Annotated in this window: 21 protein-coding genes; 14 read left to right on the plus strand and 7 right to left on the minus strand. The window is 68.5% G+C overall.

The genetic code is table 11. The features are described 5' to 3' along the window. Positions 1-121: 121 nt before the first annotated feature. On the minus strand, positions 122-1,390 hold the full coding sequence (locus K9D25_RS13330) for an amidase (RefSeq protein ID WP_244375899.1): 1,269 nt from the start codon (positions 1,388-1,390) through the stop codon (positions 122-124). A 154-nt stretch (positions 1,391-1,544) separates the two neighbouring features. Here K9D25_RS13330 and pdxY point away from each other — a divergent pair, with 154 nt between their 5' ends. The 8 genes from pdxY (at position 1,545) to K9D25_RS13370 (ending at position 10,319) form a co-directional block, all read left to right on the plus strand. After that, on the plus strand, positions 1,545-2,393 hold the full coding sequence (gene pdxY, locus K9D25_RS13335; RefSeq protein WP_244375901.1) for a pyridoxal kinase PdxY: 849 nt from the start codon (positions 1,545-1,547) through the stop codon (positions 2,391-2,393). Between the two features lie 4 nt (positions 2,394-2,397). Further along, positions 2,398-3,294, plus strand: coding sequence for a PhzF family phenazine biosynthesis protein (locus tag K9D25_RS13340; protein ID WP_244375903.1), 897 nt, complete (start codon positions 2,398-2,400; stop codon positions 3,292-3,294). 33 nt (positions 3,295-3,327) lie between these two features. Next, a complete protein-coding gene (locus tag K9D25_RS13345; protein ID WP_244375904.1) occupies positions 3,328-4,083 on the plus strand; it encodes an NUDIX hydrolase in 756 nt (251 codons plus the stop codon). A gap of 119 nt (positions 4,084-4,202) precedes the next feature. Then, positions 4,203-5,243, plus strand: a complete 1,041-nt coding sequence (locus tag K9D25_RS13350; RefSeq protein WP_244375905.1) for a BMP family protein — start codon at positions 4,203-4,205, stop codon at positions 5,241-5,243. Positions 5,244-5,395: 152 nt separating this feature from the next. Further along, complete coding sequence (locus K9D25_RS13355) at positions 5,396-6,958, plus strand: ABC transporter ATP-binding protein (RefSeq protein ID WP_244375906.1); 1,563 nt, start codon at positions 5,396-5,398, stop codon at positions 6,956-6,958. 37 nt (positions 6,959-6,995) lie between these two features. Continuing rightward, the gene (locus K9D25_RS13360; protein WP_244375907.1) at positions 6,996-8,063 is read left to right on the plus strand and encodes an ABC transporter permease; all 1,068 of its coding nucleotides are present in this window, start codon (positions 6,996-6,998) and stop codon (positions 8,061-8,063) included. Further along, positions 8,063-9,007, plus strand: coding sequence for an ABC transporter permease (locus K9D25_RS13365; protein WP_244375908.1), 945 nt, complete (start codon positions 8,063-8,065; stop codon positions 9,005-9,007). The genes K9D25_RS13360 and K9D25_RS13365 overlap by 1 nt, the downstream gene beginning before the upstream one ends. 13 nt (positions 9,008-9,020) lie before the next feature. Next, positions 9,021-10,319 (plus strand): amidohydrolase family protein, encoded by a 1,299-nt coding sequence (locus K9D25_RS13370; RefSeq protein ID WP_244375909.1) that lies wholly within the window; start codon positions 9,021-9,023, stop codon positions 10,317-10,319. 160 nt (positions 10,320-10,479) lie between these two features. Here K9D25_RS13370 and K9D25_RS13375 read toward each other — a convergent pair whose 3' ends face one another. After that, entirely contained in the window at positions 10,480-11,316 is an 837-nt protein-coding gene (locus tag K9D25_RS13375; RefSeq protein ID WP_244375910.1) for an MBL fold metallo-hydrolase, read from the minus strand. A 116-nt stretch (positions 11,317-11,432) separates the two neighbouring features. Continuing rightward, positions 11,433-12,068 (minus strand): MBL fold metallo-hydrolase, encoded by a 636-nt coding sequence (locus tag K9D25_RS13380; protein ID WP_244375912.1) that lies wholly within the window; start codon positions 12,066-12,068, stop codon positions 11,433-11,435. Between the two features lie 101 nt (positions 12,069-12,169). Between K9D25_RS13380 and lepA the strand changes: the two genes are divergently transcribed. Then, positions 12,170-13,975 carry a translation elongation factor 4 gene (gene lepA / locus K9D25_RS13385; RefSeq protein WP_244450870.1) on the plus strand — a complete coding sequence of 602 codons (1,806 nt, stop codon included), beginning with the start codon at positions 12,170-12,172 and terminating at the stop codon, positions 13,973-13,975. Between the two features lie 73 nt (positions 13,976-14,048). Next, entirely contained in the window at positions 14,049-14,243 is a 195-nt protein-coding gene (locus K9D25_RS13390; protein ID WP_244375914.1) for a YegP family protein, read from the plus strand. Between the two features lie 60 nt (positions 14,244-14,303). Here K9D25_RS13390 and K9D25_RS13395 read toward each other — a convergent pair whose 3' ends face one another. Further along, complete coding sequence (locus K9D25_RS13395; protein WP_244375916.1) at positions 14,304-14,687, minus strand: PRC-barrel domain-containing protein; 384 nt, start codon at positions 14,685-14,687, stop codon at positions 14,304-14,306. A gap of 160 nt (positions 14,688-14,847) precedes the next feature. On the opposite strand from K9D25_RS13395, the gene K9D25_RS13400 reads away from it, so the two are divergent. Both K9D25_RS13400 and mepA read left to right on the plus strand, forming a co-directional pair. Further along, on the plus strand, positions 14,848-15,861 hold the full coding sequence (locus K9D25_RS13400) for a L,D-transpeptidase (RefSeq protein ID WP_244375918.1): 1,014 nt from the start codon (positions 14,848-14,850) through the stop codon (positions 15,859-15,861). Further along, positions 15,861-16,751, plus strand: a complete 891-nt coding sequence (gene mepA / locus K9D25_RS13405; protein ID WP_244375920.1) for a penicillin-insensitive murein endopeptidase — start codon at positions 15,861-15,863, stop codon at positions 16,749-16,751. The genes K9D25_RS13400 and mepA overlap by 1 nt, the downstream gene beginning before the upstream one ends. 184 nt (positions 16,752-16,935) lie before the next feature. Here the strand turns inward: mepA and K9D25_RS13410 are convergent, their stop codons facing one another. The 3 genes from K9D25_RS13410 to K9D25_RS13420 form a co-directional block, all read right to left on the minus strand. Further along, the gene (locus K9D25_RS13410) at positions 16,936-18,576 is read right to left on the minus strand and encodes a GMC family oxidoreductase (RefSeq protein WP_244375922.1); all 1,641 of its coding nucleotides are present in this window, start codon (positions 18,574-18,576) and stop codon (positions 16,936-16,938) included. A 217-nt stretch (positions 18,577-18,793) separates the two neighbouring features. After that, complete coding sequence (locus K9D25_RS13415; RefSeq protein ID WP_244375924.1) at positions 18,794-19,621, minus strand: lytic murein transglycosylase; 828 nt, start codon at positions 19,619-19,621, stop codon at positions 18,794-18,796. A gap of 90 nt (positions 19,622-19,711) precedes the next feature. After that, a complete protein-coding gene (locus K9D25_RS13420; protein WP_244375926.1) occupies positions 19,712-20,455 on the minus strand; it encodes a DUF3750 domain-containing protein in 744 nt (247 codons plus the stop codon). Positions 20,456-20,628: 173 nt separating this feature from the next. Here K9D25_RS13420 and K9D25_RS13425 point away from each other — a divergent pair, with 173 nt between their 5' ends. Together K9D25_RS13425 and K9D25_RS13430 are read left to right on the plus strand one after the other, a co-directional pair. Then, entirely contained in the window at positions 20,629-22,011 is a 1,383-nt protein-coding gene (locus K9D25_RS13425) for a malonyl-CoA decarboxylase (protein ID WP_244375928.1), read from the plus strand. A 102-nt stretch (positions 22,012-22,113) separates the two neighbouring features. After that, positions 22,114-23,340 (plus strand): SAM-dependent methyltransferase, encoded by a 1,227-nt coding sequence (locus K9D25_RS13430; protein ID WP_244375930.1) that lies wholly within the window; start codon positions 22,114-22,116, stop codon positions 23,338-23,340. Positions 23,341-23,521: the final 181 nt, after the last annotated feature.

The raw sequence follows: 23,521 nt of genomic DNA on the forward strand, positions 1-23,521 counted from the left end.
GGGCAAACTAGCGATGCGTACTTAACAAAGCCTCTGCCGGTGTCGTTAACAAACCGTTTTCTTTGACCCAAACGGCGTCAACTTTTTGTCGGGCCGCAGGCGCTTGGACCGGAAACGTGTCTCAGGCGGCGACGATGGCCCGCTCCAGGAACCGGCCGATCTGCATCAGCTCGCGGTCGCGGCCGAAACGGCCGACGAGTTGCACGCCGATCGGCAGGCCGGTGGCACCGGTGAGGCCGGTGATGTTGAGGCACGGTCCGCCGGTGAGCGTCCACAGCCGGTTGAAGGCGGGCGAGCCGGTGCTGGCGAAGCCTTCCGGCGCTTCGCCCGCCACCGAGAAGGTCAGCAGCGCGTCGTAATCCGCATAGAGGTCGGCGAGCGCGTGACGGCCGCGGCGGGCGGTGCGCCGGGCGGAATCGTACTGTTCCGGGGTGAGGGCGGCGGCGCCTTGCAGATAGGTCGAAAGCGTCGGCGACAGGGCGTCGCGGTGGCGGTCCCATTCATCGGCGAAGGCGAGCGCGGCCTCATAGCCCTGCACCACACCATGCGCCTCGTCCGCCGCCTCGACCGCGTCCGGCAGATCGAGCACCGTGACCTGCGCACCGGCCTTTCCGGCGGCGGCGGCGGCGGCGGCGAGCGCGGCATGGGCGTCGGCCGTGGCGAGCGCCGCGCGCGCCGTCTTCACCACGGCGATGCGCGGGGCCGGCATGTCGTCGCCGAGCGCGAAGTCGCGCCCGGTCAGCGCCCCGGCGGCGAAGGCGACATCGGCGACATGGGCGCCGAACAGGCCGATCGTGTCGAGCGACCAGGAAAACGGCTTGAGGCCCAGCACGGGCAGCAGCTTGAAGGACGGCTTGTAGCCCGTGACGCCGCAAAAGGAGGCCGGGCGAATGATCGAGCCGCCGGTCTGGGTGCCGATCGTCACCGGCAGCATGCCCGCCGCCACCGCCGCCGCCGATCCGGCGGACGAGCCGCCCGGCGTGTGGGTGAGGCGACGCGGGTTGCGGGTGACGCTCGGCTGCAGGAAGGCAAATTCCGTCGTCACCAGTTTGCCGGCTATGAGCCCGCCCGCCCGCGCCGCCATGCGCACGATGGCCGCGTCGGTTGTGGGACGATAGCCGGCAAAGAGTTTCGAGCCGCGCTCGGTGGGAAAGTCCACCGTGTCGAGAATATCCTTCACCCCGACCGGCAGCCCGGCCAGCGGCGTCTGCGCCAGTCCCGGCCGGGCGGCGGCGGTGAGCAGCGCCGGCAGGTCGAGGCTGGCAAAGGCGCGCACCTCTTCCTCGCGGGCGCGGATCGCCTCGGCACAGCGTTCGGCGACATCGGCCGGGGAGAGGCGTCCGGCGTGGACGGCCTGGGCGAGGGCGGCGGCGGAGAGCATCTCTGTCATGGCCTTAAGCCTGTCGCATGGGCGGGGATTCGCGACAAGAGCCTGCGTGCCGGCGACGCATCGATTCCGCTTATGGGAGCCGCGCGGAATTTCGTTTGAGCGCTTGCCTTCGGGGCGCTAAGCGCGGATCGTCAGCAAAGGTGGGGCGCGTTGCATGAATATTCTGTCGATCCAGTCATGGGTGGCCTATGGGCATGTCGGCAATGCGTCCGCCATGTTTCCCATGCAGCGGCTCGGGCATGAGGTGTGGGGCCTGCACACGGTGCAGTTCTCCAACCACACCGGCTATGGCGCCTGGCGCGGCGAGGTCTTCGGCGCCGATCTGATCCGCGAGCTGGTCGGGGGGCTGGAGGACCGCAACGTTCTGCCGCGCTGCGACGGCGTGCTTTCCGGCTATATGGGCTCGGCCGAGATCGGCGACGCCATTCTCGACACGGTGGGCCGTGTGAAGGCAGCCAACGCCGAAGCGCATTATTGCTGCGACCCTGTCATCGGCGATGTCGGGCGCGGCGTGTTCGTGCGGCCGGGCATCCCTGAATTCATGCGCGACCGGGCGGTGCCGGCGGCCGATCTCATCACCCCCAACCAGTTCGAGCTGGACTATCTCTCCGGCCGCTCCTCCACCACGCTCAATGAGGCGGCGGCGGCCTGCGACGCGGTGCATGCCAACGGGCCGCGCGTCATCATGGTCACCAGCCTGCACACCGAGGACACGCCGGAGGATTCCATCGACCTGATGGCGTCCGGCCCGGACGGGCGCTTCCGCCTGCGCACGCCCAAGCTCGACATTTCGGTGAACGGCGCGGGCGACGCCATCGCGGCGCTGTTCTTCGTGCACTGGAAGGCGACGCATTCCACCGCCGAGGCGCTCGCCAAGGCGGCGTCTTCCGCGTACGGCCTCCTCGCCCGCACCGCGGCGGCCGGCTCGCGCGAAATCCTCACCGTCGCCGCCCAGGACGAATTCGTCACCCCGTCCCGCCTCTTCACCCCGGAGAAGATCTGACCCCATGGCCCGCCGCTTCGTTGTGCTCGACGTCTTCACCGACCGGACACTCTCCGGCAATCCGCTGGCCGTCGTGCTCGACACGGAGGGGCTCGACGGCAACCACATGCAGGCGATCACCCGTGAGTTCAATCTCTCGGAAACGGTGTTCATCCTGCCGCCGCAGGACGAGGCGAACCGGGCGCGGCTGCGCATCTTCACCACCAGCCACGAACTGCCCTTCGCCGGCCACCCGACCGTGGGGGCGGCGGTGCTGCTGGCGCTGCGCGACGGCGTGACCACCAGCGACGATTTCGTGCTGGAGGAGAATGTCGGGCCGGTGGCCTGCCATGTCACGGTGCGGGGCGAGCGTTCCGGCAGCGCCACCTTCACCGTGCCACGCATCCCGGAAATCCTCGACGCCGCGCCGATGACGCGCGAGGCCTGCGCCCAGGCGCTGGGCCTCGACACGTCCGATATCGGCTTTGACGGCTATGGCCCGTTCATCGCCTCCGCTGGGGTGCCCTTTGTCTGCGTGCCGCTGGCCTCGCGCTCGGCGCTGGCGCGCATCAGCCCGAGCGCGGCGCGGCTGATCTCCACCTTCGGCGGCGGCGCCGATTCCGTCTATGTTTTCTGTCGCGACGAGGATGGCGAGGGCGATTTCCGCGCCCGCATGTTCGCCGCCAATATGGGCATCGACGAGGACCCCGCGACCGGCTCGGCCGCCGCGTCGCTGGCGGCGGCGCTGCTGGCCGGCGAGCAGCCGGGGGATGGTTTCCACGCCTATGACATTCTGCAGGGCGTCGAGATGGGCCGTCCCAGCCTGGTGCGGCTCGGGCTCAAGGTGGAGGACGGCGCGCTGACCGCCGTGACCATCGGCGGCGGCGCGGTCATCGTCTCCGAAGGCGTGCTGCATGTCTGAGCCGGGCGCCGGGCGCCCGGCAGGCCGGTGAGCATGGCGGCGGCGCCGGACGGGCTGACGCTGCGCACGCTCGACCATGTCGACGCCCGGCTCGCGCCGGCGCCGCTCATTTTCACGCCGGAGGAGCGGGCGGCGATCGACGCGCATTACGCCGCGCGCAAGGCGGCCAATCCGGCGTTGTGGAACGGCCGCGTGCTGCTGCTCGACGCGCACCGCTTCGAGGAGCGGCGGCTGGTGGCGGACTATGCCGAGGCCGATTATGCCGCGCTGCTCTGGCTGCTGTCGGGCGAGCGCGCGCATCCGCGCCTGCGCGTCTCCTTCGCCATGGGCGCGCTGCGCGGGGCGGATGGCGGCTTTGTCCTGATCCGCATGGCGCAATGGACCGCCAATGCCGGGCGCATCTATTTCGCCGCCGGCACGCCGGACCTCACCGACCTCACCCCCGAGGGAACGGTCGACCTCGAAGGCAGCGTCCGGCGCGAGCTCACCGAGGAGACCGGCCTGACCGCCGAGGACATCACGCTCGCCCCCGGCTGGACGGCGCTGCACGATGCGCGCCGGCTGGCGCTGCTGCGCGAGGTGCGCGCGCAGGAGGAGGCGGAGGCGCTTGCCGCCCGCATCCGCCGCTTCGGGGCGCGCGAGCAAAGGCCGGAATTCGACGAGGTGCTGGTGGTGCGCGGCCCGCAGGATTTCGCCGAGGGCATGTCGCCCCTCATTCGCCGCTATCTCGCGCAGGCTTGGAAAGAGAAGCCGACGCCCGCCATGTCAACGGGGCAGGGGACAGGGTAGAATGAGGCCGTGACTTTTCGGACCAATCAGTTCGAAAATGGCACGGCCCTCGCATGGGCAGGGTCATCGCGGCGCTGAGCTGGGGCCGGTCGCCGGGGCTTATTCGGGGAGTACAGGAAATGCTGCGCAAGTCGTCTGGAAGCCTGCCGCTTTTTTCGTCAGGCGTGCTCGATCGGCGGCAATTGCTGGCGCTCGGCGCGGGCGCGCTGGCGCTGACCGCCGCCGGCCGCGAGGCCTTCGCCGCCGGCAAGGCCAAGCCGATCAAGGTTGCCGCCATCTACACCGTGCCGGTGGAGCAGCAATGGGTGTCGCGCATCCACAAGGCGCTCAAAGCCGCCGAGGCGCGCGGCGACATCACCTATAAATTCTCCGAGAACGTCGCCAACACCGATTATGAGCGCGTGATGCGCCAATATTCGGAAGAGGGCGCCGACCTCGTGGTCGGCGAGGTGTTCGCGGTGGAGCGCCCGGCCCGCAAGGTGGCGGCGGATTACCCCAAGACCGCCTATCTCATGGGCTCCTCCTTCGGCCCGACCAAGCCGAACTTCTCGGTGTTCGACAATTTCATCCATGAGCCGTCCTTCCTCACCGGCATGGTGGCGGGCAAGACGACCAAGTCCAACATCATCGGCCTTGTCGGCGGCTATGCCATTCCGGAAGTGAACCGGCTGATGCAGGCCTTCATGGAAGGCGCGGTCTCGGTGAATCCGAACGTGAAGTTCATCGTCACCTTCATCAACTCCTGGTACGACCCGCCCAAGGCCAAGGAGGCGGCTTTCGCCCAGATCGACAAGGGCGCGGACGTGCTCTACGCCGAGCGCTTCGGCGTCTCCGACGCCGCCAAGGAGCGCGGCGTGAAGGCGATCGGCAACGTCATCGACACGTCGAGCCAGTACCCCGGCACGATCATCGCCTCGGCGCTGTGGCAGATGGAGCCGACCATCGACAAGGCGATCAAGGAAGTGACGGAGGGCACCTTCGTCGCCGCCGATTACGGCCCCTACAGCTACATGGCCGAAGGCGGCGCGAGCCTCGCCCCGCTCGACCCCAAGCTGGTGCCGCCTGAGGTGATCGAGATGGTGCTGGTGAAGGAAAAGGAGATCAAGGACGGTCTCTTCCGCGTCAACGTCAACGACGCCGAGCCCAAATCGACGCTGTGAGGCGCGCGTTGTGACGCCTTCTTCCCTCTCCCCGTCGGGGAGAGGGAAGGGTGAGGGGAGTTTCCGGTGCTCGCCCCTCACCCGGCCGCTTCGCGGCCGACCTCTCCCCGACGGGGAGAGGTTCGTAAAGAGGCCGACCCGGCGCCAGTTCCATGCACCCCGATTCTCGGCATCCCGATCCCCGCCCGCTCGTCCTCTCGCTCAGCGGCATCACCAAGCGGTTCGGGCCGCTGGTGGCGAACGACGCCATCGACCTCGATGTGCGCGCCGGGGAGATCGTGGCGCTGCTGGGCGAGAACGGGGCCGGCAAGACCACGCTGATGAGCATCCTGTTCGGCCATTACATCGCCGATGAGGGCAGCGTCTCGATCGCCGGCGCCGATGGGCAGCTGAGCCCGCTGCCGGGCGGCTCGGCGCAGGCGGCGCTGGCGGCGGGCATCGGCATGGTGCACCAGCATTTCGCGCTGGCCGAAAACCTCACCGGCTTCGAGAACATCGTGCTCGGCACCCAGTCGCTGTGGAGCCTCAAGCTGCGCGGGCGTGGCGCGCGGGCGAAGATCGCCCGGCTGATGGAAGAGAGCGGCCTTGCCGTCGATCTCGACGTGCCGGTGGCGCGGCTGTCGGTGGGCGAGCAGCAGCGCATCGAAATCCTCAAAGCGCTTTATCGCGATGTGCGGGTGCTGATCCTCGACGAGCCGACCGCCGTGCTCACCCCGCAGGAGGCGGACAGCCTCGCCGCCACGGTGCGGGCGCTGGCGGGGAAGGGGCTGGCGGTCATTTTCATCAGCCACAAGCTGCACGAGGTGCTGGCGCTGTGCGAACGGGTGGTGGTGCTGCGCGGCGGCGCCAAGGTCGCTGATCGTCCGACCGCCGGGGCCGATCGCGCGACCCTTGCCGAGCTCATGGTCGGCCGCGCCATTCCCGCGCGCGAGCGCCCGCCCTCCACCCCCGCCGCGCCGGTGCTTAGTCTCAAGAGCGTCAGCGTCGGCGCGCCTTCCGCGCGTGATCGGCTGGAAGACGCCGATCTTGAGGTCTGCGGCGGCGAGATCGTCGGCATTGCCGGCGTCTCCGGCAATGGGCAGGGCGCGCTGGCGGCACTGGTCGCCGGTCTTGCCGCGCCCCGTGCCGGGGAGGCGCGGCTCGACGGCGCGCGCCTCGCTGGCGCCGATCCGGCCGGACGTGTCGCTGCCGGGGTCGGCCGAATCCCTGAGGACCGCCACCGCGACGGCACCATCGGCGCGCTCACCGTGGCCGAGAATTTCGTGCTGGAAACCATCGCCGCGCCGGAAAACCAGCGCGCCGGCTTTATCCGCCGCGCCGCCATCCGCGCCCGCGCTGCCGAGGCGATACAGGCCTATGATGTGCGCTGCCCCGGGCCGGACGCGGCAATCCGCGCCCTGTCGGGCGGCAATATGCAGAAGGTGGTGCTGGCCCGTGTGCTGGAGCGCGCGCCGCGCCTCGTGCTGGCGCATCAGCCGACGCGCGGCCTCGACATCGGCGCCACCACGGATGTGCACCGAAGGCTGATCGCCGCGCGCGGGCGCGGGGCGGCGGTGCTGCTGATCTCCGAAGATCTCGACGAATTGTTCGCCCTTTCCGACCGCATCGCCGTGGTCCATGCCGGGCATCTCTCGCCAGCCTTGCCGGCCGAGGGGCTGGATGTGCGTACCGTCGGGCTGATGATGGCCGGCCATGGCGTGGGGGAGGCGGCGTGATGACGACAGCCATGAAGTCCCTGCCCGGAGCCCGCGCATGATCCGCTTCGTGCCCCGCGCCCGCACCCCGCTCTGGCTCACCCTTGCCGTCTCCATCGGCGCCGGGCTGGCGGCGCTGGCGCTCACCGCCATTCCGCTGGCGCTTACCGGCGCCCCGGTGTTCACCGCCTTCGCGCTGATGGCGCAGGGCGCGGCCGGCAATGGCTTCGCGCTGGCGGAAACGCTGACGCGGGCGACGCCGCTCATCTTCACCGGCCTCGCCGCCGCCGTCGCCTTCCGCGCCAAGCTCTGGAACATCGGCGCCGAGGGCCAGCTCTATGCTGGCGCGCTCGCCACCGTGGCGCTGGGCGCCGGGCTGATCGAGGCGCCGTCCTATGTGCTGGTGCCGCTGGTGCTGATCGGCGCCGCGCTGGCCGGAGCGGTGCTGCTGCTGGTGCCGGTGCTGTTCAAGACCCGCTTCGGCGCCGATGAGGTGGTGGTGACGCTGCTGCTCAATTTCATCGTGCTGCTGTTCGTGCAAATGATGCTGGAAGGGCCGATGAAGGACGAGATGGCGCTCGGCTGGCCGCAATCGGCGCCGGTGCTGGACGAGGCGACGCTGCCGAAGCTGGTCGCCGGCTGGCGGCTGCATTGGGGGCTGGTGCTCGCCATCCTCGCCGCCGTGGCTCTCCACATCTTCATCACCCGCACCGTCTGGGGCTTCCGCCTGCGGGCGGTAGGCGAGAATGCCCGCGCCGCGCGCTATGCCGGCCTGCCGGTGGGCAAGGCGATGGCGCTGGTCGGCCTGCTCTCCGGCGGACTTGCGGGCCTTGCGGGGGCGAGCGAGGTGGCGGGGCTGAAGGGCTACCTCACCGCCGATCTCTCGCCCGGCTTCGGCTATGCCGGCATCGTGGTGGCGACGCTCGCGAACCTTTCGCCGCTCGGCGTCATTCCCGCCGCGATCTTCGTCGCCGGCGTGTTCGTCGGCGCGGATTCGATGAGCCGGGCCATCGGCGTCTCCAACTATCTCGCCGATCTCGTCGTCGCCTTCGCCCTGCTCAGCGTGCTGGTAGGCGGCCTGCTGACGCGCTTTCGCATCGTCTTCGTGCGCCGGGGGACCGCCTGATGTGGGAGGCGCTGGATATTCTCACCCAGGCCAATTTCTGGGCCGCGACGCTGCGCATCGCCACGCCGCTGATCTTCGGTGTGCTCGGCGCGCTGCTGTGCGAGCGGGCCGGGGTGCTCAATCTCGGCATTGAGGGCATCTTTGTCGCCGGCGCGCTGTCGGGCTGGCTGGCGGTCTATCTCGGCCTGCCGCTCTGGGGCGGGGTGCTAGTCGCGGCCGGCGTGGGGGCGGCGTTCGGCCTGCTGCACGGCGTGCTCACCGTGCCGCTCGGCCTGTCCCAGCACGTCACCGGCATCGGGGTGACGCTGCTCGCGACGTCGCTCGCCTATTTCGGCTACCGCGTCGCCTTCCCCAATGTGGCGACGCCGCCGCGCATCGAGCCCTTCGCCCCGCTTGATGTGCCGGTGCTGGGCGATCTGCCCTTCATCGGGCCGATCCTCGGCCAGCAGACCGGCTTCACCGTGCTGGCCTTCGCCTGTGTCGGCGGGCTCGCCTTCGTGCTTGCTCGCACGCCGCTCGGCCTCGCGCTCCGGGCGGTGGGCGACAATCCGGAGGCGGTGGAAGCGCAGGGGCTCTCCGTGGTCGGGCTGCGCATCGGCGCGGTCATGGCCGGCTCGGCGCTGATGGCGCTGGGCGGGGCGTTCCTCACACTTTCCGCCTTCAACGCCTTCTATTTCGGCATGATCAACGGGCGCGGCTGGGTGTGCATCGCGCTCACCGTCTTCGCCTCCTGGCGGCCGGGCAAGGCGCTGCTGGGTGCCCTGCTGTTCGGCGCGCTCGACGCCTATCAGCTGCGGGTGCAGACCATTGCCGGCGGCGTGGTGCCGAGCCAGATTTTCCTCATGCTGCCCTATATCTTCTCCATCGCCGCGCTGGTGCTGGTCGCCCGCCGCGCGGATTACCCGCGCGCGCTGATGAAGCCCTATTTCAAGGGCCAAAGGTGAGTCTGGAGTTCCCATGAGCATCGACCTTCTCGTCAAGAACGCCCGCCTGCCCGACGGGCGCGCCGGCATGGACATCGCCTGCGAGGGCGGCCGCATCACCGCCGTCGAGCCGGGCATCGACGCCGAGGCCGGGCGCGTCATCGAGGCGGATGGCCGGCTGGTGACGCCGCCCTTCGTCGATGCGCATTTCCACATGGACGCCACGCTCTCGCTCGGCCTGCCGCGGCTCAACCAGTCCGGCACGCTGCTGGAAGGCATCGCCTTGTGGGGCGAACTGAAGCCGCTGCTGACGCATGAGGCGGTGATCGAGCGGGCGCTGCGCTATTGCGACCTCGCGGTGAGCCAGGGCCTGCTCGCCATCCGCAGCCATGTCGATATTTGCGACGACCGGCTGCTGGCGGTCGAGGCGCTGCTCGACGTGAAGGAACGGGTGAAGGACTATATCGACCTGCAACTCGTCGCCTTCCCGCAGGACGGCTATTACCGTTCGCCCAAGGCGGCGGAGAACCTCGACCGCGCGCTCGACATGGGCGTCGATGTCGTCGGCGGCATCCCGCATTTCGAGCGCAGCATGGCCGACGGCGCCGCCTCGCTGAAAGCGCTGTGCGAGATCGCCGCCGCGCGCGGGCTGCGGGTCGATATCCATTGCGACGAAAGCGACGATCCGCTGTCACGCCATATCGAGACGCTGGCCTATGAGACGCAGCGGCTGGGCCTGCAGGGAAGGGTGGCGGGCTCGCACCTCACTTCCATGCACTCCATGGACAATTACTATGTCTCCAAGCTCATCCCGCTGATCGCGGAAGCCGGCGTGCACGCCATCGCCAACCCGCTGATCAACATCACCCTGCAGGGAAGGCACGACACCTACCCCAAGCGGCGCGGCATGACCCGGGTGCCGGAGCTGCGCGCGGCGGGCGTGAATGTCGCCTTCGGCCATGACTGCGTGATGGACCCCTGGTACTCGCTCGGCTCCGGCGACATGCTGGAAGTCGCGCATATGGCGCTGCATGTCGGCCAGATGACCTCGCGCGAGGCGATGAGCTGGTGCCTGGAAGCCGTCACCACCAATCCCGCCCGCATCATGGGGCTGGAGGGCTACGGCATCGCGCCCGGCTGCAACGCCGATTTCGTGCTGCTGCAGGCGGCCGACGCGATCGAGGCGATCCGGCTCAAGGCAGTGCGGATGTTCGTGGTGCGGCGCGGCCGGGTGATCGCCGAGGGCATGCCGCGCGTCAGCGTGCTCGATCTGCCGGGCCGGCCGGGGCTGGTCGATCCGGCGGCCTATGCGCCGGTGGCGGCGGGCGGTTAGATGACTGACGGACGAGCGCCGTCATCCTGAGGCGCTCGCGCAGCCAGCCTCGAAGGATGGGTCTCCGGCACGTCCAAAACAGCATCCTTCGAGGCCCGGCCGCGGGCCGGGCACCTCAGGATGACGTTCATCCAACAGGGCGAGTAGACGGCTACCCGCCTCACCCGCCCGGCGGCAGCACGATCACCGTCGGCTTCTTCGGCAGCGTCGCGCGCGAGAGCACGAGTTCCGGGCTCTCGCGCCGCTCGATCACATAGTCCCGCCCGGCGAAGCGGGTGAGGAAGTGGTTCAGCGTGCCCTCGTTGAAATAGTGCATCGGAATGATGACCGGGGCTTCCAGCGCTTTCAGCACCTCGATCATGCCGTCAATGTCGAGCGTGTAGCTGCCATCGACCGGCGCCAGCACCACATCGAGCCGGCCGAGCGCGCCGATATCCTCCTCAGTGAGCGTGTGGTGCAGATGGCCGAGATGGGCGATGCACAGATCGGCGGCGCGGAAGACGAAGATCGAATTGCCGTTGCGGATCGTCTCGCCCTGCCAGTCGCGGATATTGGTCGGCAGGTTGCCGACCCAGAGGTCGTCAATGTCGAGGTCGTAATGCACGGGGTCGCGGTCGTCGCGCCAGCCCTTGAGCACATATTCGATGCCGGGATCGGGGTTGAGCGAATAATGGGTTGAGTGCGCCCGGTTCATGGTGGCGACGCGCGGTACCACGGAGGGGCGGACATAGTCGTTATAGTCGGTTGCCACCGTCACCCCGCCGGCGGTCTCGATCAGGAAGGTGGAGTGGCCGATATAGGTCAGCCCCACCTGGCGCGGCGCGACATAGGCGGCGGGGAGGGCGCGCGGCGCCAGATGCTCCAGGAACGGGTTCTGCGCCACCAGCTTGGGGCAGCGCTCCGCCTGGGCGCGGGCGGGGCTTGCGGCGATGAGCGCGGCGAGGCCGAGGAGCAGGGCGGAGCCGAGAGCGGCGATACGCGACAGGGGGCACGGCATGGGCGGGGCTCCGGGCTGGCGTCCGGAGCATCATCGACCCTCCCTTGCGTCAGGGCGAGTCACAGTTCCGTGGCGGAAGAGAGAGCCCGGTCCCGGCCGCCCTCCGACCGCGCGCCTCAGCGCAGGAACGGGTTGGTGCGCTTTTCCAGCGCGATATTTGTGGCGTTGCCATGGCCCGGCAGCACGGTGAAGGCGTCGCCGAGCGGCAGGATCTTCTCCTTGATGCCCTTGATGAGCAGCGGCCCGTCGCCATAGGGGAAGTCGGTGCGCCCGACCGAGCGCTGGAACAGCGTATCGCCGACAATGGCGAGCTTGTTCTCCCGGCTGACCAGCACGATATGGCCCGGCGTGTGGCCGGGCACATGCAGCACCTCGAACACCACCCCGCCAATATCCACCGTCTCGCCTTCCTCCAGCCAGCGGTCCGGCGTCACCACGCGGCCGGGAATGCCGGTGCGCTCGCCCGCGCTCGGCAGGTCGTCGAGCAGGAACTTGTCGCCCTTGTGCGGGCCTTCCACCGGAATCTTCAGCGTTTCCGCCAGTTCCGCCGCGCCGGCGGCATGGTCGATATGGCCATGGGTGAGCACGATCTTCTCGGCCGTGACTTCCAGTTCCTCCAGCGCGGCGAGAATGCGCGGCAGGTCGCCGCCGGGATCGATCACCGCGCCGCGCTTGCTGGTCTCGTCCCAGACGATGGAGCAGTTCTGCTGGAACGGGGTGACGGGGACGAGGGCGACCTTGAGTTCGGGCATGGGGGCTCCTTGGCGACAGGCGGCGCGAATGTGGTCGAACACGCCCCGCCGCGCAAGGCGGCGCCTTGTGGCGTAACGGCGCCAATGCTATCCCGCCCGGCATGAGCACCGAGCCGATTTCCAACATCCGCAACTTCTCCATCGTCGCCCATATCGACCATGGGAAGTCGACCCTTGCCGACCGCCTGATCCAGATCACCGGCGGGTTGTCGGAACGCGAGATGTCCGAGCAGGTGCTCGACAATATGGATATCGAGCGTGAGCGCGGCATCACCATCAAGGCGCAGACGGTGCGCCTGTCCTACAAGGCCAAGGACGGGCAGGACTATGTGCTCAACCTCATCGACACGCCCGGCCATGTCGACTTCGCCTATGAGGTGAACCGCTCGCTCGCCGCCGTCGAGGGCTCGCTGCTGGTGGTCGATGCCTCCCAGGGCGTCGAGGCGCAGACGCTGGCGAACGTCTATCAGGCCATCGACAATAATCACGAGATCGTGCCGGTCCTCAACAAGGTGGACCTGCCGGCCGCCGAGCCGGACAAGGTGAAGGCGCAGATCGAGGACGTGATCGGCCTCGATGCCTCCGATGCCATCCTGATCTCGGCCAAGACCGGCATCGGCATCCCCGACGTGCTGGAAGCCATCGTCACCCGCCTGCCGCCGCCCAAGGGCGACCGCGAGGCGCCGCTGAAGGCGCTGCTGGTGGATAGCTGGTACGATGTCTATCTCGGCGTCGTCGTGCTGGTGCGCATCGTCGACGGCGTGATGAAGAAGGGCATGCGCATCAAGATGATGCAGACCGGCGCCGTCTACGAGGTCGACCGCGTCGGCGTGTTCACGCCCAAGCTCACCGTGATGTCGGAACTCGGCACCGGCGAGATCGGCTTCCTCACCGGCTCGATCAAGGAAGTGGCGGACACCCGCGTCGGTGACACCATCACCGAGGAAAAGCGCCCCACCGCCGAAGCGCTGCCGGGCTTCAAGCCGGCGCAGCCGGTGGTGTTCTGCGGCCTGTTCCCGGTCGATGCCGCCGATTTCGAGGATCTGCGCGCCGCCATGGGCAAGCTGCGGCTCAACGACGCCAGCTTCTCCTTCGAGATGGAAACCAGCGCCGCGCTCGGCTTCGGCTTCCGCTGCGGGTTTCTTGGGCTGCTGCATCTGGAAATCATCCAGGAGCGGCTGGAGCGCGAGTTCAATCTCGACCTGATCGCCACCGCCCCCTCGGTCATCTACGAGATCGAGATGAACGACGGCAGCGTGCTGGAACTGCACAACCCCGCCGACATGCCGGATGTAGTGAAGATCAAGGAAATCCGCGAGCCGTGGATCCGCGCCACCATCCTCACCCCGGACGACTATCTCGGCTCGGTGATCAAGCTGTGCCAGGACCGGCGCGGCAGCCAGATCGAGCTGACCTATGTCGGCGCGCGCGCCATGCTGACCTATGACCTGCCGCTGAACGAGGTGGTGTTCGACTTCTACGACCGGCTGAAGTCGATTTCCAAGGGCTATGCCTCGTTCGACTACCACATCACCGATTACCGGGTCGGCGATCTCGTGAAGATGTCGATCCTGGTCAATGCCGAGCCGGTGGACGCGCTCTCCATGCTGGTGCACCGCACCCGCGCCGAATATCGCGGCCGCGCCATGTGCGAGAAGCTGAAGGATCTGATCCCGCAGCATCTGTTCCAGATTCCGATCCAGGCCTCGATCGGCGCCAAGATCATTGCCCGCGAAACCATCCGCGCGCTGCGCAAGGACGTGACCGCCAAGTGCTATGGCGGCGACATCACGCGTAAGCGCAAGCTTCTGGAGAAGCAGAAGGAAGGCAAGAAGAAGATGCGCCAGTTCGGCCGCGTCGAGATTCCGCAGGAAGCCTTCATCGCCGCGCTGAAGGTCGACGACTGAGCCGCCCGCTACCCAAGCGCCGGCTTTCGTGATGTGATCGGCCTTCCCTGCAGCATCGAAGGGAGGGCAGCCCATGGCCTACAAGTTCGAAGTCTACAAGGACAAGGCGGGCGAGTTCCGGTTCCGCTTCCGCGCATCGAACGGTGAGGCGATGTTCTCGTCCGAGGGCTACAAGGCCAAGGCATCCGCCCTGGCCGCCGTCGAATCCATCCAGAAGAACGCGCCCGGCGCCGATCTCGTCGACATGACGAAGGACGCGCAGGGCTGAGCGCCGACGCAAAACGGCCGGGCGTGGGCCCGGCCGTTCCCTTTCCGCGCTGCGCCGCCGTCAGATGACGTAGGGCGGCACGTTGTAATAGTCGTCGACCTTGCGGCCCCAGTCGCGGTCCTGCCAGGAACGCTCGTCCGAGGTCGCGTGGTGCGGCGCGCCCTGCAGCTGCTCCTCGCTGATGTCGACGACATAGCCGTCGAGCCGCTCGTCATATTTCAGCAGCGACCAGGGCAGCGGGTAGTAGTCCTCGCCAAAGCCGAGGAAGCCGCCGAAGCTCATCACCGCATAGGCGGTCTGGCCGGTCAGCTTATCGATCATCACCCGCTCGATAGTGCCGATACGCTCGCCATTGGGGCGATAGACGGCGGTGCCTTCCACCTTGTCGCTGCCGATCAGCGTGCGGGTCTCGCGCGCGTCGACATTCTGCTGCGTCGTCTGCATGTTGGCCTCCCATTGTTGACAGTCTCGCAGGATCAACGGCTTGGCAGGGCCGGGGTTCCGTTGCGGTGCGTCGTCCCGCGATGCGACCAGAAATCGGCGGTTGGCGCCGCCCGCCCGTGCCCGATATCGTCGCGCTGGCTTCAGCACAGGGAGAATCACCATGACGGACGGGACGAGCGGCTGGCGCGCGGATCGCCGTGCGGTGCTGCTGGGCGGCGCGGCGGTCCTGCTGACGGTGGCCGGGGGCTGGCCGGCGCACGCCCAGCAGGTGGCGGAGACCGAGGTCGACAAGCTGAAGCCCGGCCAGTTCGCCTGGTTCCCCGACCGTGCGCCGGAAGGCTTCGTCGCCATCATCGTCTCGCTGCCGGACCAGCGCTGCTATGTCTACCGCAACGGCGTGCGCATCGGCGTCTCCACCGTCTCGACCGGGCGGGAAGGGCACGAGACGCCGGTCGGCGTGTTCGTCATCCTTGAGAAGGATGTCGACCACCATTCCTCGCTCTATGACGACGCCTCCATGCCCTACACGGAAATGCTCACCTGGTCCGGGGTGGCGCTGCATGCGGGCGGGCTGCCGGGCTACCCGTCCTCGCATGGCTGCGTGCATCTGCCGCTGGAATTCGCCAAGCTGCTGTTTTCCATCACCCATTACGGCACGCCGGTCATCATCGCCGATTCGCATTCCGAGCCGGTGGACGTGCTGCATCCCGGCCTCGTGCTGCCGGCCGACGCCACGGCGGCGATCGCCAAGGCCGACCCGAAGAACAGCAATGGCACGCCCGACACCGAGGCGGCGCCCGATCCGGCGCAGGACGCGGTGACGATGATCGTCAGCCAGGCCGACATGGCGCTGACCGTGCTGAAAGACGGCGCGGTGGCCTTCACCGCCCCGGTGACGATCCGCGACCCGCAGACCCCGCTCGGCAATGTCGTCTATGTCCTGAAGAATGTCGGCGGCGAGGTGTCGTGGACGGCGCTGTCCTTCGAGGGCTATGGCGCCGCCGGGGGCAAGGCCGCCGCCGCCATCGACCGCGTGACCGTGGCGGCGAGCGCCAACCAGCAATTGGCCAAGCTGCTCGTGCCGGGCTCGACCCTGTTCGTCACCGAGCTTTCCGCCAAGCCCGATACGCGCTCGGACAAGAATTTCGTCATCCTCTCGCAGGCGGCGAAGTGATGCGGCGGCGCGCGGGGCTCGCGGCGCTGGCCCTCGTCCTGGCGGCAGGGGCAGCATCGGCGCAGACGTCGGACGCCGGCCGGCTCGACACGCTGCCGGCCAAGCAGGTCTTCGGCGCGGCCAAGGCGCCGGCGCCGCTGGAAGCGCGCGCCATCGGCTTCTATTCCAAGGGCTGCCTCGCCGGCGCGCAGGCGCTGCCGGTCAATGGCGCGACCTGGCAGGCGATGCGCCTGTCGCGCAACCGCAACTGGGGCCATCCGAACCTCATCGCCTTCCTGGAGCGCTTCGCCGCCACCGTGCCCAGCGTCTCGCAATGGCCCGGCATATTGGTCGGCGACATGTCGCAGCCGCGCGGCGGACCGATGCTCACCGGCCACGCCTCGCACCAGATCGGCCTCGACGCCGATATCTGGCTCACCCCGATGCCGAAGCGCGAATTCACCCGCGACGAGCGCGAGAAGGTCGCCGCCACCATGATCGTGCGGAAAGACCGGCTCGACGTGGACGCGGCGGTGTGGACGCCATCGCACATCGCCGTCATCAAGGCGGCGGCGCAGGACCTGGAGGTCGAGCGCGTGCTGGTGAATGCCGCGATCAAGAAGGCGCTGTGCCGGGATGCGAAGGGCGACCGTTCGTGGCTGCAGAAGGTGCGGCCCTATTGGGGGCACGACTACCACATGCATGTGCGGCTTTCCTGCCCGGAAGGGGCGAAGGATTGCCGCCCGCAGGATCCGGTGACGCCGGGCGAGGGCTGCGGGCCGGAGCTGGACTGGTGGTTCTCGGACGAGAATCTCCACCCCAAGCCCCCGGCGACGCCGCCCAAGCCCAAGCCGCCCATGCTGATGAAGGACCTGCCCGAGGCCTGCCGGCAGGTGGTGCTGGCGCCGTAGGAGATCTCGGCAAGGCCGCCGGCGCAGATGGACGTCGTCGCTCCCTCTCCCCGTCGGGGAGAGGGTTGGGGTGAGGGGGATCTAAAGCTCTCCGGACGGTGGCCCCTCACCGACCCGCTTCGCGGGCCACCTCTCCCCAATGGGGAGAGGGAGATTGATCCGGTCTGACCGGAAGGGGCGGCAACTACCCCCGCGCGTCCGCGAGGATCATCCCCGCCGCCTTCTCCGCGATCATGATGGTCGGCGAATTGGTGTTGCCGGAGACGATGGTCGGCATGATCGAGGCATCGGCGACGCGCAGGCCGCGAATACCGAACACACGCAGCCGCGCATCCACCACCGCCGTCGGGTCGGAGGCCAGGCCCATCTTCGCCGTGCCGACGGGGTGGAAGATGGTGGTGCCGATATCGCCGGCGGCGCGGGCCAGCGCCTCCTCGCTGTCGTCGATAGCCGGGCCGGGCAGAAACTCCTCCGGCGTGAACGGCGCCAGCGCCGGCTGGGCGACGATGCGCCGGCCGGTGCGCAGGCTGTCGGCGGCGACGCGCCGGTCTTCCTCGGTGGCGAGATAGTTCGGCTGGATGCGGGGCGGGGTGGCGCTGTCGGCGCTCGCCAGCGTCAGCGTGCCCCGGCTGGTGGGGCGCAGATTGCACACGCTCATGGTGAAGGCGGGGAAGCGGTGCAGCGGTTCGCCGAACTTGCCGAGCGAGAGCGGCTGGACGTGGAATTCGAGGTCGGCATGTTCCACCCCGGCGCGCGAGCGGGTGAAAATGCCGAGTTGCGAGGGGGCCATGGTCAGCGGCCCGCGCTGGAACAGGGCGAAGTCGAGCCCCATCTTCGCCCGGCCGAACAGCGAGTGATACTGCTCGTTCAGCGTCGGCACGCCCGAGACCTTGTAGATCATCCGCAATTGCAGATGGTCCTGCAGATTGGCGCCGACGCCCGGCAGCGCGTGTTTCACTTTGAGGCCGTGGCGCGCCAGTTCCTCGCCCGGCCCGATGCCGGAGAGCTTGAGCAGATGCGGCGAGCCGATGGCGCCGGCGGCGAGGATCACCTCGCCCCGCGCCCGCGCGACCTTGGTGACGCCGTTCTGCCGGTAGACGACCCCGGCGGCGCGCCCGTCCTCGATCAGCACCCGCTCGGTGTGGCAGGAGGTTTCCAGCCGCAGATTCGGGCGGGAGAGCACGGGTTTCAGGAAGCCGCGCGCCGCGCTCCAGCGAAAGCCGCGCTTCTGGTTCACCTGGAAATAGGACGAGCCTTCATTGTCCCCGGTGTTGAAATCCGGAATCGGCGCAATGCCCGCCTGCTCGGCCGCCACCCGCACCGTGTCGAGCAGCTTCCAGGTGAGGCGCGGCGCCTCCACCCGCCACTCGCCGCCGCCGCCATGGAATTCGCCCGCGCCGAGATAATGGTCCTCATGCCGCTTGAACACGGGGAGCACGTCGTCCCAGCCCCAGCCCTCAAGCCCGAGCTGGCGCCAATGGTCGTAATCCGCCGCCTGGCCGCGCATATAGATCATGGCGTTGATGGCGGAGGAGCCGCCAATGGTCTTGCCGCGCGGGTAGTTCAGCGCCCGGCCATTCAGCCCGGCTTCCGTCTCGGTCTTGAAGCACCAGTCGGCGCGGGGATTGCCGATGGCGAAGAGATAGCCGACCGGGATGTGCAACCAGATCCAGTTGTCGCGCCCGCCGGCCTCCAGCACCAACACCCGGTTCTTCGGGTCGGCGGAAAGCCGGTTCGCCAGCACGCAGCCGGCCGAGCCGGCGCCGACCACGATGTAGTCATAGGTTTCGGCGGAAGCGGGGAGGGCGTCGGTCACGGCAGGCACCTGGCAGTATCACGGGGGGACTGCGATAAAGCCGCCCGCCTTCCCGCGCGGCAAGCCGAAATCCCGCGCAAGGGCTGTTCGCTTATGGGCGGTAGTGCGCCCTCCCATGCCGTCATCCCGGACGCCGCGCAGCGGCGAGCCGGGATCGTCCGCCGTCCGGTTTCCGCGATCCCGGCGCTTCGGCTTCGCCTGCGGCCGGGATGACGCTCTTCTGTCCCTACTGCTTCAGCTTGCTGGCGAACAGGCCGATGGTCTTCACATAGACCTCCGCCTTGTTCCAGCCGAGCAGCGCCTGATAATTCGGCTCGCCCGGCCCCCAGCCGGCACCGGGGCGCCAGCCATGGCCGCGCAGATAATTGGCGGTGGAGGCCAGCACGTCCGGGGCGCTGCGCACGAGGTCGGCGCGGCCATCGCCGTCGAAATCGACCGCGTATTTCACATAGGACGAGGCGAGGAACTGGGTCTGGCCGATCTCGCCGGCCCAGGCGCCGCGCATTTCGTCGAGGGTCAGGTCGCCATGCTGGTAGATGCGCAGCGCGTCGAGCAACTGGCCTGTGAAGAAATCGGAGCGCCGGCAGTCATAGGACAGGGTGGCGAGCGAGCGCAGGATCGGCATCTTGCCCTTGTTGACGCCGTAATCGGTCTCCAGCCCCCAGATCGCCACCAGCACCTCGCCGGGCACGCCATAGCGTTGCTCGATGCGGGCGAGGGTGGAAGCGTATTGCTGCATCTTCTTCTTGCCGGTGGCGATGCGCCCGGCGCTGATGCGGCTGGCGGCGAACTGCTCGAAGCTCACCTTGAAGTGCTTCTGGTTGCGGTCGAGCCGAATCACCGTGGTGTCGTAGGTCACCCCGTCCAGCGCCCGCAGCGCGGCGGGCGAAATGCCCTGCGCCTGCGCCTCCCGCTTGAAGGCCGGCAGCCAGGCGGCAAAGCCTGAGGCGTCATTGCCGCAGGTCGCTGCCTGCGCCGAGGCGAGCGCCACGGGAACAAGACACAGGGCGGCGATGCCACCCCGCCAGAACCGCTTGAACATGCCTGCGCTCATCCTCATCCCCCACCTGTCGCCATGTCCCAGCATGACGCAGGCGAGTGAACGGGTGGTTTCACCTTGGCGTCAACAGCGGCCCGGCACCGGTCAAATGCCGATCCGCCCGAAACCCGGCAGCTTGATGCCCGGCCGGCGCAGGTCGAGCCCGGCGACGGCGCCGAGGAAATTGACCTCGATGCCCTCCACCCAGGCGACGGTCAGCCCGAGATAGCCGTCGAGCGTCACCCGGAGGCCGGTGCGCGAGGGCGCGAGCCCGAACCAGCCGCCATCGACGGGATAATCCTTGCCGATGGCGGTGGGCGGCAGGGTGACGCCGAGTTCCGGCACCTGGCCGATCACATGGGCAATGAAGCTGTTGGAGTTCGGCCCCGGCCACACATGGTAGTCGCCGGCCTTGCCATAGGGATAGGAGGCGACCGCCGCCCGCAGCTTCGGAATCAGCCGCTCGGCCTCCTCGCCCGTGGCCTCGAACACGATCTCCGGGTCGTTGCCATACCAGCGCCCGTCCGGCGCATAGCCATTGTGGCGGATCGGCCGGCCCCAGCCGACCTTGTCGTAGCGCTCATAGGCCCCCGCGCCCGGCTCCTTGAACACGAGCCAGCTATGCACGGCGAAGATGCCGCGCCAGCGCCCGACGCGGGCGGCATAGATGCGCACCATCGCTTGCGGGTGGGCATCGGCCGCCGGCAGCGTGCCGGTGCTGGACCAGTCGGCGCTGCCCCAGCTGCGCGACCAGTCGGCCGTCTGCCACTGCACCAGCGCATGCGCGCCGAGCGGCAGGATGAAGAGCAACAGGAAACCGAGGAGCATGAGACGGAGGGCTTTCAGCATCGGCCGCGAACATGGCTTCCAAGCCTCGGAATTTAAAGGGGAAGCACCGGCCGCGCGCGAAAACGTGTCCACGCCGTCCGCCTTTGCCGCTGCCGCGCGCGGCGCCGCTGTCTTGCGCGCGTCGCCCCATAGGGGTCAGATGGCGCGGCATGCGCATCGAAAGGGGAGGCGGCATGGACGGCGGAACCAGCTTCTTCGGCGAGCTTCTCGGCAGCATTGCCGAGCGCGGACGTGCGCTGCTGGACCTTGGCCGTGAGCGCCGACCCACCGGCGAGGCCCGCACCGCCAGCGTCGCCGAACTGTGCGAGCGGCTGCTCTCCGGGCAGGGGGAAGCCTCCGGCGTCGCGCTGGCGCAGGAGATTCTCGCCGCCTATGCCGGGCTGCGCAGCGGCGAGCGCATCGCCTTCTTCGAGACGCTGGCGCATGATTTCGGCCCCGATGCCGCCCGGCTGGACAAGGCGCTGGCGGCGCACGCCGCCCATCCCGGCGCGCGCAGCGTGGCGGAGATTCACTTTGCCAGCGAGCCGCGCCGGCAGGAACTGATCCGCCGCTTCAACCTTGCCCCCGGCGCCACCGCCCGGCTGGTGGCGATGCGGGCCGATCTTCTCGGCTTCCTGCGCCGCCGCCCCGATCTCGCCGAAGTCGACCGCGACTTCGTTCATCTCTTTGCTTCCTGGTTCAATCGGGGGTTCCTCGTGCTGCGCCGGATCGATTGGTCGACCCCCGCCAATGTCCTGGAAAAGATCATCCGCTACGAGGCGGTGCATGAGATCCGCGACTGGAACGATCTGCGCGCCCGCGTCGACTCACCCGACCGGCGCTGCTACGCCTTCTTCCACCCCGCGCTGGTGGACGAGCCGCTGATCTTCGTCGAAGTGGCGCTGACCCGCGAGACGCCTTCCGCCATCGCGCCGATCCTCGACACGGCGCGCACGCCGCTGGCACCGGAGAGCGCGCGTACCGCCGTGTTCTATTCCATCTCCAACTGCCAGACCGGGCTCGGCGGGGTCAGCTTCGGCAATTTCCTCATCAAGCAGGTGGTGGCGGAAATCTCCCGCGAATTTCCCAATCTGAAGGAGTTCGTCACCCTCTCCCCCGTGCCCGGCTTCCGCGCCTGGGTGGAGGGGCAGCTCGCCGACCCCGCCTCCACCGTTCTCACGGCGGAGCAACGCAGCGCGCTCGCCGGCCTTGCGGCGAAGGAGACGCCCGATGCCCCGGCACGCGAGGCGCTGCGCCCGGTGATCGAGGCGCTGGCGGCGCATTACTTCCTGATCGCACGTTCTCCGAAGGGCAAGCCGTTGGACCCGGTGGCGCGTTTCCATCTCGGCAATGGCGCGCGGCTGGACCGGATCAACCCGTTCGGCGACCTGTCGGCGCGCGGCATGGCGCAGTCCTACGGGCTGATGGTCAATTACCGCTACATCGCCGAGGACATCGAGAAGAACCACGAGGCGTTCTTCGACCGCGGCACCATCGTCGCCAGTTCGCAGGTGCGCAAACTCGCCCGCGCCGAGGAGACGCCGAAGCCGCCGGCGCTGCGCGAGGTGGCCGGTTAACGAAAGGCGGCACCCGCCCCGCGCGCTTGACAGGGCGGCGGCCCTTATGCCCGATGCCCGCAGGCGGACCGGCGGGGGCTCGCCGGGCAGGCGGAGCGTTCCATGCGGTTTCTACCCCATCTCCTCAAGCGGTTCGTCCATAAGGGCCAGCTGACGGTCATCGAGCCCAATGGCACGCGCACCGTCTTCGGCAGCGGCGAGGACGGGCCGAATGTGGTGATGCGGCTGAAGGACGAAAAGCTCGACCGCGAGCTGTTCTTCAACCCCGAACTCGTGTCGGCCGAGGCCTATATGGACGGCCGCCTGACCTTCGAAGACGGCTCGACGGTCTACGACTTCCTCATGCTGTTCTCGGTCAACCGGCGCGGCCTCGCCTCGCATCCGGTGCAGCAGGCGTTGCGGCGCTCCTGGCGCGCGCTCAAGCGCTGGCACCAGTCGAACCCGCTGGGCCGCTCGGCCAGCAACGCCCAGAGTCATTACGACCATCCGCCCGAGTTCTACCGGCTGTGGCTGGATTCGCGCATGATCTATTCCTGCGCCTATTTCCCCACCCCCGACGCCTCGCTGGAAGAGGCGCAGGAAGCCAAGCTGCGCCACATCGCCGCCAAGCTGAAGCTGGAACCCGGCATGCGGGTGGCCGAGATCGGCTCGGGCTGGGGCGCGCTCGCCATCTATCTCGCCGAGCTCGGCGTGCATGTCACCGCCATCAACGTCGCCACCGAACAGCTCGCCGAATCGAAGAAGCGCGCCGAGGCGGCCGGCGTCGCCGACCGCATCACCTTCTTCGAGCGCGACTATCGCGAACTCACCGGCCGCTTCGACCGCATCGTCTCCGTCGGCATGATGGAGCATGTCGGCGTCAATCATTTCGACGACTATTTCAACACCATCAAGCGGCTGCTGGCGCCGGGCGGCTTCGCCATGATCCACGCCATTGGCCGCATGTCGCCGCCCGGCTCGACCGCGCCGTTCATCCGCAAATACATCTTCCCCGGCGGCTATGTGCCGGCCATGTCTGAAGTGTTCACCTCGCTGGAGCGGGTGGGGCTGTGGACGGCCGATTGCGAGATCCTGCGCCTGCACTATTACTGGACCATCCGCCACTGGCGGCAGAACTTCGAGGCCAAGCGCGGCGAGGTCGTGGCAATGATGGGCGAGCGCTTCGCCCGCATGTGGGAGTTCTACCTCGTCGCGGTGGAACTCGGCTTTCTGCACGGCTCGAACATGGTGTTCCAGCTCCTGCTGTCCAATGAACGCGACGACGTGCCGGTCATCCGCGACTTCATCACCGATGGCGAAAGGGCGCTGGCGGCGCGGCCGGTGCCCTAGGCGGGAAAGATTTGGCGGACGGAGCGGGGAACCCGGCGAGGGGTATTGCGTTCTCCGTAGCTACTGACCGCCTGTGAAAGCCAAAAGTTCCCGTATGCCCCTCGCTCCGTGTCGTCCGTCGCCCCGTTCGCGGCCTCGCCGCCCTGGTCCGAAGCCCTTGGCGGCGGGCATGTTCCTCCCC

It is taken from the genome of Ancylobacter polymorphus (genome assembly GCF_022836935.1).
GTDB classification, from domain to species: domain Bacteria; phylum Pseudomonadota; class Alphaproteobacteria; order Rhizobiales; family Xanthobacteraceae; genus Ancylobacter; species Ancylobacter polymorphus_A.